Below are 16,065 nucleotides of genomic sequence, written 5' to 3'. Positions count from 1 at the left end.
CTAGCAATTACTTATAGCCATTGTTGTGCTTTCGTTATTTCTCTAAAATTTGTAATTCCTTATCGATTTCAGCAATTATATTATTACACTGTTCATTGATATCTGAATATACATTTATTAATTGCTTCCGGTTTAGACTAATATTGAAGGCATCCAAACAGATTTTATTCCTTTTCACATTGTATATGCTTTTATAAAAACACTGAATTCTTTGGTCCTATTATGTCCTATAATATTAGTATTAATGTCAATCTTGTCGACTAGAATATCAGCCTTTATTCCTTTTAATATTTCTATTTCTGTCCTCTTCTGTTTAATATTCTGATAGCCGTTATTTATCTGTACAGCAATAAGAATTCCAATAACCACAAGAATAATTTCTCCAATAGCATATTTCAAATACTTTCCAGTTTTGCCTTTTGAAAGTAAATCTTGTCTGATTTTTCTAAAAATTTTTATCATTGGTTAGTGGTTGGTTATAATGAAGCACAACGTGTTTGTGTATGATTAGTTACGGAATGGTACGCGAGTATCATTCCGCCATAACCATAAATTTAGCAAAAAGGCTCGAAATTCCGATTAGGAATTTCAGCCGTAATGAACTATAGCCGTTGTTGTGGTGTCGTTTTTTATTAATTATTCCAATAGTCTCCATTGGCAATTTTATTCGAGATGCTGTCAATCATTTGCTTGTGTTTTCCAATTGGTTCAAATTCCAATAACCTTGGATTTTCAGCCAACCATTTCTCGATAATTCCAGAACTCCAAGCTTCAGGTACATTTTCATAATCGACATAGTTTGACATAAAAGCAAATTCGTTAACCATTGAAACCATTTCTTTGTCAAAATCATTTTTAAATCGACTTGCAATTATATAACCTTGATGACAACAACGTAGATGTTCAGCATAAAGTTTGGTGAAAATAAGCGTAACGTATTTTTCGTGAGCATCTTTGTCAATATTCCGTAATTCTTTAAATGCTTTAATAATCCCAATTGGAATTGAGTCTAACTTTTCCAAACGATTTGGTGCGTACTGTTGAGAAAATTCAACCACGATTTTTTTAAAATCCTGCGTTTTATTTTCCGATTCAGAGTTTTTAGTTTCCTCAAATTCCGCAACTCTTTCATTCCACGTATCAATTTGTTTCTGTTTTTGATTACAACTAATCATCAGAAATAAAATCGATAAAAAAAGGATTTTCGTTAAACTCACAATGTTTTTCTTAAATGCACCACAACGGTCTCGGCTATGATTTCGTTGTGGAATCATCGGCAGGATTATTCCGCCGAAATCCAGCCGTTTAATTTATTCTTTTACTTTGGTGTGGCACAAAACCACAATGAATTATAGCCATTGTTGTAGCCAGTTTTTTATTATCCATTTAGTTGCTTTTTTAAGTCAAGTGTCAAGCTATAATTTTCCTCAATTGGGACTAATTTTCTATCGATTTTTTCTATATCCTTACCTTCTTTAGTCCACAAAAATGGTACAAAAGAAAACACTTGATTTCCATTTCCTTGTTGAATATCTCTTTCCCAATTCTCCCATCGAAATAGCTCATAAAATTTATCTAAGTCTCCAGTTAATGTCCAATACAAAAAATCTGAATATCCAATGTCTAAACATTCCCATTCGAGTGTGTCTTGAGGTAAATAATATATTTTTCCCATTTCTGTTCCAATTCCACCTGCGTTGATTGCAAAATAACCTCCAATAATGTCATCAGCTATTAATAAATGAGAAGGTTGTTCTCCATAATTTTCAAAAGTTTTTCCTTTATTCCATTCGCTCAATCCTCTGTCAAGTTTTTCGCTTCCTGAACCCAGAATTCTGAGCCAGCCTTTACTAATCAAAATTCCGCCTGTTTCGTAAATGACAGCTCCCATTGGTGAGCGTGTAGTGACTTGAGTATTTATCAATTCTCTTTCAGCCCGCTTATCGTTTTTCGGTAATATTTCATATTCATTAGTCGCTTCTCCTAACCACTCATTGACTAAATCCCAACCAGGTTCATTTAAATTGATTAGTTCAGTTAATTCTTTCATTTTGTTTCAACTCTCGATTTTGTCAAATTGGCTACAACTCATATATAGGTCTGTATATACGGTTATTTTTTCTAAGTTACTATTTTTACCCAATCGCACAATATATATAAGAAATTTAATTTTTTAGATACAGACATAGTATATAACATTTTTAAGTATTGATATATGTGTGTTATATCAAATACATGAATTGTTGAGGGGCTGTTATACAATATGCACTATTACGATGCCTAACTAAATTTTGAGTTTTCATGGTGTAGTATTTACAATACCAAGTGTATGTAATTGCTCCATGGTTGGGGTTTCGCTACCGCCTTCTGGCTCTAGTGTAATACCAAAGGCTTGACTCTCGTTGGTATTGGCAATCGCAAAAATCTTATTGTCATCGCTATTAAAGTCATCGATAGTACCCAAACTTGTTGGTATTAGAGGATTTAGAGTTAATGACCAAACTTGCCATACTTTGCCCTTTGGAGCTTCTGGTAAACCTTGTGCATCTAGATAAATGGCATTGTCATTTTTATTCCAATAGACTTTAGCATAAGAAGTGTCAAAATTACCTTGTCCGTTAAGTGGCACCGTTACAATATCTTTTGCTCTAATAGCTTCAAGTAAATCTTTAGTTTTTGCAAGACTGTGACGTGCATCTTCAATTTGTAACTCTAGAGTTTGTTTTTCTGTGGCAACAGTTTTGATGTCTTCTTCTAATTGATTTTTGGTATTAAGTGTCCATAATAATCCTGCCGCCAGAATAATCGATGCCGCCCAACCAGCGTATGATAGCCAGTTAGATGTCTTTGGTTTTAAAGCAACTACTTTCGTTTCCGTTATTTTATCTTTTAAAGCATCAAACTTTACAGCATGTGGTGATGTCGCTTCAGTCAGTTTTACAATAGCAGCTTCTATTTCTAATACTTCTTGGTGTATCTCGGGATGTTGTTGCATGAGTTGAGACACCTCCTGATTTTCTTTTTCAGAAAGTTGCCCAGCTACGTACAGCTCTAAAATTCCAGATTTTATGTATGCTTTAATATCCATATTATAAAACAATCTCCCTTAATTTTTGGATACAGCTTCTATTTCTTGTTTTTACAGTACCAATTGGTATATCTAGAGTTTCTGCAAGGTCTTTTTGAGTATAGCCTTTAAAATAAAGGAACTCAATTAGTATTTTACATTTTTCACCTAATTGATTTACAAATTTTTTAATACCTATGGCATCTGTTTGTTGCTCTAAGTTACTATTACTGACAATAATATCTACGAAAAAACTAGCATCTAAGTTTTGTTTTGATTGCTTAAACGCTTTAGAACGTGTTTTGTCTATTGCCGCATTACGAGCGATATTAAGTATCCAAGTAAAAAAACGTCCTTTACTTGAGGAGTAACTCTCAGCATTGTTCCAAGCTTTTATAAACACATCTTGCATTAACTCATCACTAATAACTGTATCTTTTACAATAGTATTGACCACACCATGTATGCTATTGCTATACATTTTGTATAGGGTTTCAAAGGCTTTTATATCCTTTTTTTGAAACTGTTTTACAAGTGCGTCTATGTGATTCATAAAAGACTTTCGCCTTAGTTTACAGGTCTAAAAATACAAAAGCCATCACTAAAATGATGGCTTTTGTTCTGTCTTTTCTGTAGTTCTATTCTATAATTCCAGCACAGCTAACACGTTTGCCAGCAGCACCAGATGGTTGCGATGTAAAATCGTCCGTACCTTGATGTACAATAATAGCTTTTCCTAGAATGTCTTTAGTTTCGTCACCACAGCCAATACACCATTGGTCTGTAGAAAACTGAACTTCTCCTTTACCATCGGTACCTACCTCAAAGTTACCAATATCTCCTTTATGAAAACCAGCGGCATCTCCCCATTTTCCGTGCGGTTGAGATGTTGGGTTCCAGTGCCCTCCGGTAGATTTTCCATCGGCAGAAGAGCAGTCTGCAGTTTGATGTATGTGTATGGCATGCGTTCCTTCTGTTAAGCCAGTCATTTTTGCTGTCATCATAACAGGGTTTCCAACTTGTTTAAAAGTTACTGTACCTTCTACATTACTTTCACTTTTTGGAGAAAGTGTAATGGTCATTTCCTTTTTTTCTGACGTTTCTGTTTTTATCTCTTCAACTTGAGTTTCTTCTATAATTTCTTCTGTTTTTTTGTCGTTTTTACAGGCGACCATAATTATAATAAAGAAAAGAAATGCTATGAGTTTTACATTTTTCATTATTCGGTGTTTTAGTTAGAAGTAAAGTTAAGTAGATTGTATGGGCTATGCAAATGCTCTAATTTTCTTTTAACCACAATTTTGGGTCAGAAACGCCTCGTTTTATATTATTGGTAAATAGAATAGATTTATCAATTCTGGTTTGTGAGGATTTATATCTACCTATGGCGTAAATGATACTTCGCTTTTTTCCGGGTGTAAAACTTTCGAAAATGGTGAAGGCTTCATAGTCACTAAGTAATACAGCTTCAAACTCTTCACAAGGTTCTACGCCGTATTTGGATTTGTCTTCAAAGAGCTGTAACTCAAAATAATCATTAGGGAATATATGGAGCTCTTTTTGTTTGGCTCTACTGAAATAGATTCTAAACGCACCTGTTTTTTCGCGCTTAAGTGCGGCATGAAAATCTATAAATTTTCCTTCAAAATTGGCTTTTACTTTTATACGCTTTTTATTGGCTTTATAAAATTGTTCGGCAAAGACTTCAGGAATAATAACACTCTGTTTGTCTGCTAATGAGACTTCGAAAGATTGAGTTTTAATCATAAAATGTGGCATTAGATGATGGATATGACAAATATCATGTTTTATGCACAGCTACACCAGTAATTTTGAGTATCAATTTATAGATATGTGCAAATCATTAGTTAATAAATATAACGTAGCAGGTCCAAGATATACAAGTTATCCGACTGTTCCTTATTGGAATATAGATACGTTTTCTCAGAAAAAATGGGAACTCTCATTAAAACAATCTTTTAATGAGACTAACACAATTGAAGGTATAAGTCTATACATACACTTACCATTCTGCGAGAGTCTATGTACATTTTGTGGTTGTCACAAAAGAATTACTAAGCGCCACGAGTTAGAGTTGCCATATATAAAAGCACTGCTAAAAGAATGGAGTTTGTATCGAAAAATTATGGGTACAAAACCAAAAATTAAAGAATTACATCTCGGTGGTGGAACACCAACATTTTTTTCAGTAGAGAATTTAAAATTCCTTATTGATGAGTTGTTAATTACATCTCAATTGGCTGAAAATTATGAATTTAGTTTTGAAGGTCATCCAAATAATACGACAGAGTCTCATTTGCAAACGTTATTTGACTTGGGCTTTAGACGTGTAAGCTTCGGAGTACAGGATTATAATCTTAAAGTGCAGAAGGCCATTAATAGAGTTCAACCATATGAGAACGTAAAAAGCGTTACGGATTTAGCAAGAAAAATAGGTTATACCTCTGTTGGACACGATATTATTTTTGGATTACCGTTTCAAAGCGAAGATGATGTTATTCATACCATAAAGCAAACTGAAGCATTACAGCCTGATCGTATAGCTTTTTATAGCTATGCTCATGTGCCATGGATAAAAGGTAATGGTCAACGTGGTTTTAAAGATGAAGATTTACCAAAAGCAGAGGATAAGCGTCAGCAATACGAAACAGGTAAAGCACTTTTACAACAAGTAGGTTATACGGAAATAGGAATGGATCACTTTGCATTACCTCATGATTCGCTTTACACGTCTAGACAAAATAATACACTTCATAGAAATTTTATGGGCTACACAGCTTCAAAGACTCAAGTCATGATTGGGCTGGGAGTCTCTTCAATAGGAGATAGCTGGTATGGATTTGCTCAAAATGTAAAATCTATTGAGGAATATTATCACCTTTTAGATGAAAATATACTCCCTGTGTATAGAGGTCATATACTTAATACTGAAGATCTTAAGATTAGAAAGCACATTTTAAATCTAATGTGTCATTTCGAAACATCTTGGAGAGAAGAAGAATTGCAGTTTCCTGAATTGCCAGAAGTACTTATTAAACTCAAAGAATTAGAAATGGATGGTTTACTTGAGTTTACTGATAGAGCATTAATAGTTAATGAAAAGGGTAAGCCATTTATAAGAAATATTAGTATGGCATTTGATTTGCTTTTGCAGCGAAAACGCCCAGAGAGCAGCTTGTTTTCAATGACAATATAACTGTATTTAGTAACCTAAAAATAATTGATTATGAAAAAGATACTTGTACCCATAGACTTTTCAGAGCATTCAGAATATGCTCTAGAAACAGCAGCAGCAATAGCCAAAGAACACAACTCAGAAATTTTTGTGTTGCATATGTTAGAAATATCTAGTGCAGTGTATACCGCAAGTAGAGATTCTCTTAGTGATGCTGGAGTTTTTTACTTTAAGCTTGCAGAAAAGAAGATGAACACTTTTCTGGACCGAAAATTCCTTGAAGGCATAGAAATTACACCAATAGTAAAGCACTTTAAAGTTTTTAAAGAAATTAATGAAATAGTTGATGCTCATGCTATTGATCTTATAGTTATGGGGTCACACGGTGCTAGTGGCGTAAAGGAGGTGATGGTTGGTTCTAATGCAGAAAAAGTGGTACGTTACTCTAATGTTCCTGTCTTGATTGTAAAGTATAACCCTATTTTAGTTGAGTTTGATTCGGTAATATTTGCTAGTGACTTTTCAGAGGATGCTGTTGCATCTTATTTACGAGCAAAAAGCACTTTTGAAAAGCTTGGCTCTAACATGCATATTATCTATGTCAATACACCAGATAATAGTTTTAAAAGTAGTACTGAGATAGACGTATTGGTAACAAAATTTCTAAAAAGAGCAGAAGGTAACCTAGATAATTACCCTAATGTGTATGTGGTGTCTGATTACTCAGTGGAAAAAGGTATTTTAAATTTTGCCAACAATATTGGTGCAGATTTAGTTGCAATAGTCACGCATGGTCGTAGAGGTTTGTCACACTTTTTTGAAGGTAGTATTTCTGAAGACATTGCAAACCACTCTACATTACCCGTAATGACGTTTAAAATATAATACTTGATTCTTTTTCAATGTTTAGTTAGTATTTTTTAGATTCAAGTGTAATTACACCAAGATTAGAAAAGGTCTTGGTGTTTTTTTTACCGAAAGCTTTTATCAAGCGCTCTTGTATCTTCTTTTGTAAGATTTAATTCAGATTTCATAACCAATCTATTTGGCTTAATAGGGCAAGATAGAGCATTAACTAATACATCATCTCAAATCTACAAAATCAATGACACTCTATTCCACTTGAAACCATTTCTACAAAGGGTTCGGGTGAAATATAAGGAATGCCAAGACCTAAACCTCTAAGAATGAATAAAACTCCTATGATTATAACTAAAGCAGGAACAATTTTTTGAATGCGTTGTTTTATCGTAGTGTTTAAAAATTTTCCAAAGTAAATTGCAGTAGTCATTAAAGGTATCGTACCAATACCAAATAAAAGCATATAAATACTACCATTTACTAGACTCCCGGTTGCAATAGCACCAAAAACGGCCATATAAACTAGACCACAGGGAAGAAAACCATTTAAAAACCCAATTGTTAAAAAAGTATCTGATGTTTTCTTTTTTAAAGTAGAGCCTAATGTAGATTTTATTTTAGATATTAATTGGTGTATTGGCTTGGATAAATTATATGTTGCTAATGTTTTATAGGGTAGTATGACAAGAATAATCATTAATGCTCCTATACCAATAGAGAGTTGTTGTTGCATGCCAAATATGTAAAGACTTTTACCGACAATGCCAAATACAAGACCAATTAAGCTATAGGCAAGTAAACGTCCAAAATGGTAGATGCTTATTTGAATAACTTTTTTAATAGAGTTACTTCTATCAACAGGGAGCATGAAAGCTATTGGTCCGCACATCCCAACGCAGTGCAAGCTTCCTAATAAGCCTAATACAAATGCTGTTACTAACATGATATTTAATAGTTGATGTCGTCTTTGAACATATAAGCTTCGCCATTGTAGCTCCAGTCAATTTTAATGTTCCAACGACCATCTAACAAACGATTGTCAGGTATGAGCAAGTTGCGATTAGATAATGAGATTGGTATGTCAAAATCTAATTGCTTATTAGATGGTCTATATAGGAACACTTTTCCTTTAATATCTTTTACCCTTAAATTATTTGGAAAGTTGAGTAGTATGCCTTTAGTTGTTTTTTCCCAGCTTATATTCTCTAGTAGCTTCTTTGCATTTTCAACCTTATCGATATCTTCTTGATATTTTAATTCTTGTTGGTAATAGTCATCTGTAACTAAATCATGATTATACTTATCGTCAATATTCATACTTATAACAAAGTACATTATAAAGGCTATAAAGCCTATGAATGCTAATACGATTGCTGTACCCCAATTTACTTTCATTTTCAATAGTTTTAATTATAACTCCTAGGCCCCAAAAAACCTATTGTGGTCGTTTCGACTATGGTATTACCACTATAAATTTCTATGGTTAATTTATTTTTGTCTCCAGATAAATCGTTTCTATGTAGCTCTACAAAGAGTGTCCCTTCTGCGATGTCTTGGGCGTGTAAAACCATATTATTAGAGTTAGAAACGAGTTTAACTTCACCATTTAAGTTTCTAATCTTAAAACTAATATTATCTATGTCTTCTGAGGTTTTGTTAACTAATTTATAGGTGTAAACATTACTAATTATGGTTTCAGTTTTTTGTTCGTAAAGTTGGCCAGGTAATCTAAGAATATTGGCCTCCACATCATTTCTTAATACGATCATGCCTAATAAAATTCCACAAAGAATAATAAGCACAGCAATATAACCTTTCATACGAGTCGTTAACTTAAACCTTGTTTTAGTTTCAATATTCTCCTCGCTGGCATAGCGAATTAATCCTTTTGGGAGATTTATTTTCTCCATAATAGAATCACATTCGTCAATACAAGCAGTGCAGTTTACACATTCTAATTGTGTGCCGTTTCTAATATCAATTCCAGTAGGGCATACGTGTACACATTGCATACAATCTATACAGTCTCCATGACCTAAGATCTTACGGTCTTCATTTTTTCGGAACGATTTTCTGCCGTTTTTTCCTTCACCTCTTTTATGGTCGTAGGCTACTACAATAGATTTTTTGTCTAGTAATACACCTTGTAAGCGTCCATAAGGACAAGCAATTATGCAGACTTGTTCTCTAAACCATGCAAAAACAAAATAGAAAACCCCTGTAAAAATTAGTAATGGTATTAGTGTGCCTAAATGTTTGAAGGGTCCATCAATAACATATTTTATAAGTTTATCACTACTTATTAAATAGGCGAGAAATACATTAGCGATTAAAAAGGAAATAACTAAGAATATAAACCATTTTAGCAGACGTTTTCTCAACTTCTCTGAATTCCATTTTTGTTTGGATAATTTGCGTTGTTTGTTTCGGTCTCCATCTATCCAAAACTCAATGCGTCTAAATACCATTTCCATAAAAATGGTTTGAGGACAAAACCAGCCACAAAAAATGCGACCAAAGCCTACTGTAAAAAGTGTGATAAAGACAACAAGTATTATCATTGATATAACGAATAAATGAAAATCTTGAGGCCAAAATGGATAACCAAAAATATTGAAGCGTCGTTCTAAGACGTTAAACATCAAAAATTGGTTGCCATTTATTTTTATAAAAGGAGAAGCAAATAAGAATATTAGTAAAAAATAGCTTACTAATTTTCGTTTTTCCCAATAAGAACCCGATGGTTTTTTTGGAAATATCCAGTTGCGTTTACCTTCTTCGTTGATGGTAGCTATAGAATCTCTAAAAACTTCGTCTGATGGAGTTTCCATTATTATACAACTGCTTTATTGGTTTTATTAATTAGTTGTTTCAGTAGCTGTTACTTCGTCTATTGCTTCATTAGTATTAGACGGTAGAGTAGTTTTTTCTGAATCAGTTTCGAGATTTTCTTTTGGAGCAGACTCGTCTACCCAAAGCTTACCTTCTGGAGCTTTTGGGTCTGTAGGAGTTGTGCCTTGAAATTGTAGGATATAGCTTGCTACTTGCGCCATTTCAGATGGTTTTAATCCTTCTTTTTTCCATGACACCATTCCTTTACCTGAACGCCCACCTTCAGAAATTGTTCTAAACACATTTTTAATACCTCCACCGAGTATCCAATACTCATCAGTTAAGTTAGGACCTATACCGCCACCACCATCGGCTTTATGACATACAGCGCACTTAGCTACAAAAATATTTTCACCAGCTTTTAAATCTGATGCATCAGTTAGTAACTCTACGGTGTTAGCATCTACTAAATCTTTAGCATTTTTCTTATACTCTTCTATAGCTCGTTGTGCTTCAGCATATTCAATTTCGTATTCAGCAAACTGATTATCTGCATTAAATATGTGGTAGCGTATCATATAGATCACCCCAAATATTATAGTGATGTAAAAACTATACACCCACCAAGGTGGTAAATTGTTGTCAAGTTCTTTTATACCATCATAATTATGGTCTAGGATTATTTCACCTTCTTCTTCAATTGGTTTTGAGCCTAATAGTTTTTTGTAAATATCTTTTATCCATACTAATAGTCTTGGTGGTGCTTTTAAACTGGCATCATAACGTAATTTGGCTTTTTCATCTAGACTTTGATAGAGCACATTCTCCATAGCACTAACAATACCTTCAATAGCTATTAGTATTAATAGTACTAGCAATAGAAAAGCCAATACAATAGGTTTTTCTATAAAAGCAGGTTGATCACCAGATTCTACAAAATATTCCGTAAGTCCAGCAATTATAAAGAAAACAAAAGGGACTCTTATGTAAGATGGGATTAACTTTTTCATAATTGAGTATCGTTTTGGTTGTCTAATGGTAAATTACTTACCGTATTGATATACTCTTTTTTTGCGGTAAACACCCAATAAAAAAGTGTTACAAAAAAGATGAAAAATATAAGTAACGATATCAATGGATATATCTCTATACCGGTGATACTTTCCATATGTCCTTTTACAAATTTTAGCATGGTTTTTAGTTTTGTGCGGTTTCTTGTATAATTTCTTTTACTTTAATATCAGTGCCTAAGCGCTGTAAGTATGCTATAATCGCAACAATTTCACGATTTTTCATTTCAACAAAATCAGCACCTGAAGCTGCTTTGTCTGCTTCGTAGCTTTTTACAAAGTCTGGGTCGTCGTATAGGTTTTTTTCTATTTGTGAGCCTTGCTCTAACATAGATTGTTGTGCATTGGAAATGTCTTCTTTAGAGTATGGAACTCCCAAAGTTACCATGGCTTCCATCTTTTTTTCAGTCATTGATTTGTCTAGTGCATTTCTAATTAACCATTGGTATCTAGGCATGATAGATTCTTCATTCATTGCTTGTGGGTCATATAGGTGGCTTAAATGCCAGCTATCTGAATATTTTCCTCCAACTCGGTGTAGATCAGGTCCAGTACGTTTACTACCCCATAAGAAGGGATGATCATAGACATACTCTCCAGCTTTGGAATATTCTCCATAACGTTCAACTTCACTTCTAAAGGGCCTTATCATCTGTGAGTGACATCCAACACAACCTTCACGGATATATATATCTCTACCTTCTAACTCTAATGGCGTGTAAGGTTTTACACTACTTATAGTAGGGATATTTGACTCTACTACTAAGGTTGGTATAATCTGAACTATACCACCAATTAGAATTGCTATTGTTGCATAAATTGTTAATTGAACAGGTTTACGTTCTAGCCATGTGTGCCAACCTTCACCAGCAACTCTCCGTTTTGAAACACGTTGTAATGCAGGAGCTTCAGCTAATTCATCTACTACTTTTTCTTTAGAACTTTTAACGGTTAAAATTATATTGTAAACGAGTATCAGCATACCTATAATAAACAGAGTTCCACCTATTGCACGCATCCAATACATAGGGATAATTTCTGTTATTGTTTCCAGGAAGTTTCCATATACTAAAGTGCCATCTGGATTGAACTGTTTCCACATGCTTGCCTGAACAAATCCTGCAACATACATTGGTAATGCATATAAAATGATACCTAATGTGCCAATCCAGAAATGTAAATTTGCTAAACCTACAGAGTATAATTTTGTTTTAAATAATTTAGGAATTAACCAGTAAATCATACCAAAGGTTAAGAAACCATTCCATGCCAATGCGCCTACATGTACATGAGCTATAATCCAATCCGTAAAGTGTGCAATAGCATTTACATTTTTAAGCGATAGCATTGGTCCCTCAAATGTTGCCATACCATAGCCAGTAATAGCTACTACCATAAATTTAAGTACAGGATCTGTGCGGACTTTGTCCCAAGCACCTCTTAGGGTTAATAGTCCATTAATCATACCACCCCAAGAAGGCGCAATAAGCATAACAGAGAATGCAACACCTAGATGTTGTGCCCATTCTGGAAGAGCTGTATATAACAGATGATGAGGTCCAGCCCAGATGTAAATAAAAATTAAAGACCAGAAGTGAACTATGGAAAGTCTATATGAATATACTGGTCTATTAGCAGCTTTAGGAACAAAATAGTACATTAATCCAAGGAAAGGTGTTGTTAAGAAAAAAGCAACAGCATTATGTCCATACCACCATTGTACTAAGGCGTCTTGCACACCAGCATATACCGAATAACTTTTTAAGCCACTTACAGGTATCTCTATACTATTAAAGATATGTAGTACGGCAACCGTTACGAATGTGGCTAAATAAAACCAAATGGCTACATATAGATGGCGCTGACGACGCTTAAGAATTGTACCTATGAGATTAATACCAAAAGCTACCCAAATAAGGGCAATGGCTATATCAAAGGGCCATTCTAACTCAGCATACTCTTTTGAGGTTGTATAACCTAATGGGAGAGTAATTGCTGCTCCAACAATAAGTAACTGCCATGCCCAAAAATTAAAATTACTTAAAAAGTCACTATACATTCTCGCTTTTAGTAATCGTTGAGTAGAGTAATAAACGCCTGCAAAAATGGCATTACCAACAAAAGCAAAAATTACTGCGTTAGTATGCAAAGGCCTTAAGCGACCAAAGCTTAACCATGATATGTCACCCGTAATATTTGGGAACAAGTACATTAAAGCCAGTAATAGCCCTATTAGCATTCCAACAACTCCCCAAAGCATAGTTGCATAGAGGAATTTTTTAACGACTTTGTTGTTATAATAGAATTGTTGAATTTCCATAGTCAGTATTAATATTATTTAGTTTAGTTTTTCTTTTTTACGATTTCATCTTCAAAAAGCATACGTACCGATGGTGTATAACTATCGTCATACTGTCCAGATTTTACAGCTAAAACAAACACAGCAAAAAACACAATAGCTACTATTATGCTTACCACAAGTAAAATGTATATAACGCCCATACCTATTTGAAGTTATGGCTCAAAAATACTCTTGAACCTTTTTTTAAAACATGACATTTATCATATCTAATTAACTTTCTCATTTTAATCGTTGACCTAGTATGTTTGTAGAAATAGTAGTGAAAACTACTATGCTTATTGAGCTTAGGGGCATTAAAATTGCTGCAATAACAGGAGATAGTTGTCCAGTAACAGCAAAATATAAACCGATGATATTGTAAAAAAGTGAGAGTAAGAAGCTCCATCTCACAATTAAAATAGCCGATTTGGATGCTCTTATGTAACTAAATAATCTTTTAAATTTTTCGGCATCTAAAATAGCATCACAAGCAGGAGAGAAAACATTAATGTCTTCAGAGATTACAATACCTACATCACTTTGGGCAAGTGCACCAGCATCATTAAGGCCGTCTCCAACCATTAGTATGTTTGTTCCTTGGCTTTGGTGATATTTAATGTATTCTAATTTGTCTTCAGGTTTCTGATTAAAAATCAGTTTTGTTTTTGAAGGTAAGAGTTTCTTTAGATTTTCAAGTTCACCTTCACTATCTCCAGATAGTATGGCCAAATTATAATACGTTTTAAGTTGATTAAATAATTTGGAGATGCCTTCTCTATAGCTATTGTAAAAGGTGAACTTACCTTTGTAGTTATCATTACTACTTATATGTACTGTGGTATTTAATGCAGTTTTATGGTCAGTGTTACCAACAAATTTTGCAGAACCAATTTTTAGGTTTGTGTCCTCGTATTTAGCTTCTATGCCTTTACCAATATGCTCTTTAAACATATCGAGTGATATAATATTGTTATCCTTTAAAATATTGTATAGTGTGCGACTCAAAGGATGATTGGAGCCTCTAAGAGAGTTTTTTAATACGACTGCCTCATCATCTGAAAGCGCTTTGCCTTGATATTGAGCGGTACTAGTTTTGTTAGATGTTATAGTCCCAGTTTTATCAAAAATTATAGTATCTATTTGGGCTAATTGTTCAATGACACTAGTGTTTTTAATATAAAACTTTAGCTTACCAAAAATTCGCAATAAGTTTCCAAAAGTAAATGGCGCAGATAATGCTATTGCACATGGGCAGGCAATAATAAGCACTGCTGTAAAAACATTCATGGCTTTTGAAGGGTCTATTAAAAGCCAATAACCAGTTGCTATAAATGCTATAGTTAAAATAGAAATCGTAAAATGCTTGCTTATAGAGTTGGTAATGTTAGTAAAACCATCTTCTTTATTTTTATTGAATACATCGTTACTCCACAATTGGGTAAGATAGCTTTGTTCTACAGATTTTAGAGCTTTAATTTCAATGACTCCTGATGTTTGTTTACCTCCAGCAAATAACTTTTCGCCTTTACTTTTACCAACAGTTTGCGATTCACCTGTAACAAAGCTATAATCTATCTTTGCTCTTCCGTTTATTAATAAACTGTCTACAGGTATGAGTTCTTGGTTTCTGATTAGTAAGTGATCTCCGTTTTTAATTTCGTATACCTGAACACTAGTTTCCTTTCCATTTTTAATTTTAGTAACAGCAATGGGAAAGTATGATTTGTAATCACGTTCAAAGGATAAAAAATTATAAGTCTTTTGCTGAAAAAATTTCCCAACTAATAAGAAAAATATTAAGCCTGAAAGGCTATCAAAAAAACCTGAGCCTAAGTCAAAGGTTATGTCTGCAGTACTTCTTATGAACAATACCGAAATACCTAAGGCAATGGGTACATCTATATTTAATAATTTTGCTTTAAGTCCTTTGTAGGCAGATATAAAATAATCTTGACCAGAATAAAAAACGACTGGTAAGGATAGTCCAAACATCAACCATCTGAAGAGATGTTTGTATTGCTCTAACCAAAACTCATTGACTTCAAAATATTCTGGAAAAGATAAAAACATAATATTTCCAAAACCAAACCCAGCAACGCCAAGCTTATAAATCAAAGATCTATTGATATGTTTTTGGTTTGACTTATAATCGTCTAAACTTATATAAGGTTCATAACCAATTTTACTAAGTAATACTACTAGTGATTTTAAATCTGTTTCTTCATATTTATAGGTGATACGAACCGTTTTTTTTCCAAAATTAACTTGTGAATCAGTAATATTTGGATTGAGTTTATTGAGGTTTTCCAGTATCCAAATACAAGAGCTACAATGTATATGTGGAATATAGAGTGTAGTAATTTCTATAGTATCACTTTTAAAATCTGTGAGTTTTTCTATAATAGTTTTCTGAGATAGAAAATCGTATTTTCCTTCAATTGCCTTAGGAATTGCTCCTGGCGATTGTTGTAAGTCATAGTAAGAGGTTAAATCATTCTCACTGAAAATTTCGAAAACAGTTTTGCAACCATTACAACAAAATGATTTTTCTTTAAAGTAAATAGAAGATTTACCACAATCATCACCACAATGAAAACATAAAGAGCTTTGCATTAACTTGCATTTTTAGACATACCTAGGGCAAATATCTTGCTTTCTTAACTTAAAAAACATGATAAAAATCATGTTAAATTTGTAT

17 protein-coding genes are annotated in these 16,065 nt (G+C 33.4%); 2 read left to right on the top strand and 15 right to left on the bottom strand.

The genetic code is table 11. The features are described 5' to 3' along the window. Positions 1-174 precede the first annotated feature (174 nt). The 7 genes from IEV10_RS11630 to IEV10_RS11600 form a co-directional block, all read right to left on the bottom strand. Positions 175-399, bottom strand: a complete 225-nt coding sequence (locus IEV10_RS11630; protein ID WP_188375115.1) for a DUF6090 family protein — start codon at positions 397-399, stop codon at positions 175-177. A gap of 233 nt (positions 400-632) precedes the next feature. After that, complete coding sequence (locus tag IEV10_RS11625; protein WP_188374899.1) at positions 633-1,274, bottom strand: hypothetical protein; 642 nt, start codon at positions 1,272-1,274, stop codon at positions 633-635. A gap of 104 nt (positions 1,275-1,378) precedes the next feature. Next, positions 1,379-2,050, bottom strand: a complete 672-nt coding sequence (locus IEV10_RS11620; RefSeq protein WP_188374898.1) for a DUF2625 domain-containing protein — start codon at positions 2,048-2,050, stop codon at positions 1,379-1,381. Between the two features lie 249 nt (positions 2,051-2,299). Continuing rightward, the gene (locus IEV10_RS11615) at positions 2,300-3,088 is read right to left on the bottom strand and encodes an anti-sigma factor (RefSeq protein ID WP_188374897.1); all 789 of its coding nucleotides are present in this window, start codon (positions 3,086-3,088) and stop codon (positions 2,300-2,302) included. A 1-nt stretch (position 3,089) separates the two neighbouring features. Beyond that, a complete protein-coding gene (locus IEV10_RS11610) occupies positions 3,090-3,620 on the bottom strand; it encodes an RNA polymerase sigma factor (RefSeq protein WP_188374896.1) in 531 nt (176 codons plus the stop codon). 85 nt (positions 3,621-3,705) lie between these two features. Further along, the gene (locus IEV10_RS11605; protein WP_188374895.1) at positions 3,706-4,287 is read right to left on the bottom strand and encodes a superoxide dismutase family protein; all 582 of its coding nucleotides are present in this window, start codon (positions 4,285-4,287) and stop codon (positions 3,706-3,708) included. Between the two features lie 58 nt (positions 4,288-4,345). Beyond that, positions 4,346-4,834: a YdeI/OmpD-associated family protein gene (locus IEV10_RS11600; protein ID WP_229719700.1), complete on the bottom strand. Its 489-nt coding sequence runs from the start codon at positions 4,832-4,834 to the stop codon at positions 4,346-4,348. An 85-nt stretch (positions 4,835-4,919) separates the two neighbouring features. On the opposite strand from IEV10_RS11600, the gene hemN reads away from it, so the two are divergent. Beyond that, positions 4,920-6,284, top strand: a complete 1,365-nt coding sequence (gene hemN, locus IEV10_RS11595) for an oxygen-independent coproporphyrinogen III oxidase (RefSeq protein ID WP_188375104.1) — start codon at positions 4,920-4,922, stop codon at positions 6,282-6,284. A 30-nt stretch (positions 6,285-6,314) separates the two neighbouring features. After that, a complete protein-coding gene (locus tag IEV10_RS11590; RefSeq protein WP_188374894.1) occupies positions 6,315-7,148 on the top strand; it encodes a universal stress protein in 834 nt (277 codons plus the stop codon). 217 nt (positions 7,149-7,365) lie between these two features. Here IEV10_RS11590 and IEV10_RS11585 read toward each other — a convergent pair whose 3' ends face one another. The 8 genes from IEV10_RS11585 to IEV10_RS11550 form a co-directional block, all read right to left on the bottom strand. Then, positions 7,366-8,067 carry a sulfite exporter TauE/SafE family protein gene (locus IEV10_RS11585; RefSeq protein WP_188374893.1) on the bottom strand — a complete coding sequence of 234 codons (702 nt, stop codon included), beginning with the start codon at positions 8,065-8,067 and terminating at the stop codon, positions 7,366-7,368. 5 nt (positions 8,068-8,072) lie between these two features. Next, positions 8,073-8,519: a FixH family protein gene (locus tag IEV10_RS11580; protein ID WP_188374892.1), complete on the bottom strand. Its 447-nt coding sequence runs from the start codon at positions 8,517-8,519 to the stop codon at positions 8,073-8,075. A gap of 11 nt (positions 8,520-8,530) precedes the next feature. Continuing rightward, entirely contained in the window at positions 8,531-9,955 is a 1,425-nt protein-coding gene (gene ccoG, locus IEV10_RS11575; RefSeq protein ID WP_188374891.1) for a cytochrome c oxidase accessory protein CcoG, read from the bottom strand. A 27-nt stretch (positions 9,956-9,982) separates the two neighbouring features. Continuing rightward, on the bottom strand, positions 9,983-10,966 hold the full coding sequence (locus IEV10_RS11570; protein WP_188374890.1) for a cbb3-type cytochrome c oxidase N-terminal domain-containing protein: 984 nt from the start codon (positions 10,964-10,966) through the stop codon (positions 9,983-9,985). Further along, positions 10,963-11,148, bottom strand: a complete 186-nt coding sequence (locus IEV10_RS11565; protein WP_188374889.1) for a CcoQ/FixQ family Cbb3-type cytochrome c oxidase assembly chaperone — start codon at positions 11,146-11,148, stop codon at positions 10,963-10,965. The genes IEV10_RS11570 and IEV10_RS11565 overlap by 4 nt, the downstream gene beginning before the upstream one ends. A 5-nt stretch (positions 11,149-11,153) precedes the next feature. Further along, complete coding sequence (gene ccoN / locus IEV10_RS11560) at positions 11,154-13,346, bottom strand: cytochrome-c oxidase, cbb3-type subunit I (RefSeq protein ID WP_188374888.1); 2,193 nt, start codon at positions 13,344-13,346, stop codon at positions 11,154-11,156. A gap of 23 nt (positions 13,347-13,369) precedes the next feature. Next, a complete protein-coding gene (gene ccoS, locus IEV10_RS11555; RefSeq protein ID WP_188374887.1) occupies positions 13,370-13,528 on the bottom strand; it encodes a cbb3-type cytochrome oxidase assembly protein CcoS in 159 nt (52 codons plus the stop codon). A gap of 79 nt (positions 13,529-13,607) precedes the next feature. After that, complete coding sequence (locus IEV10_RS11550; protein ID WP_188374886.1) at positions 13,608-15,980, bottom strand: heavy metal translocating P-type ATPase; 2,373 nt, start codon at positions 15,978-15,980, stop codon at positions 13,608-13,610. Positions 15,981-16,065: the final 85 nt, after the last annotated feature.

This window comes from Winogradskyella haliclonae, from assembly GCF_014635865.1.
In the GTDB taxonomy this organism is placed as follows: Bacteria; Bacteroidota; Bacteroidia; order Flavobacteriales; family Flavobacteriaceae; genus Winogradskyella; species Winogradskyella haliclonae.
This window is presented reverse-complemented; position numbering and strand designations above follow the sequence as displayed.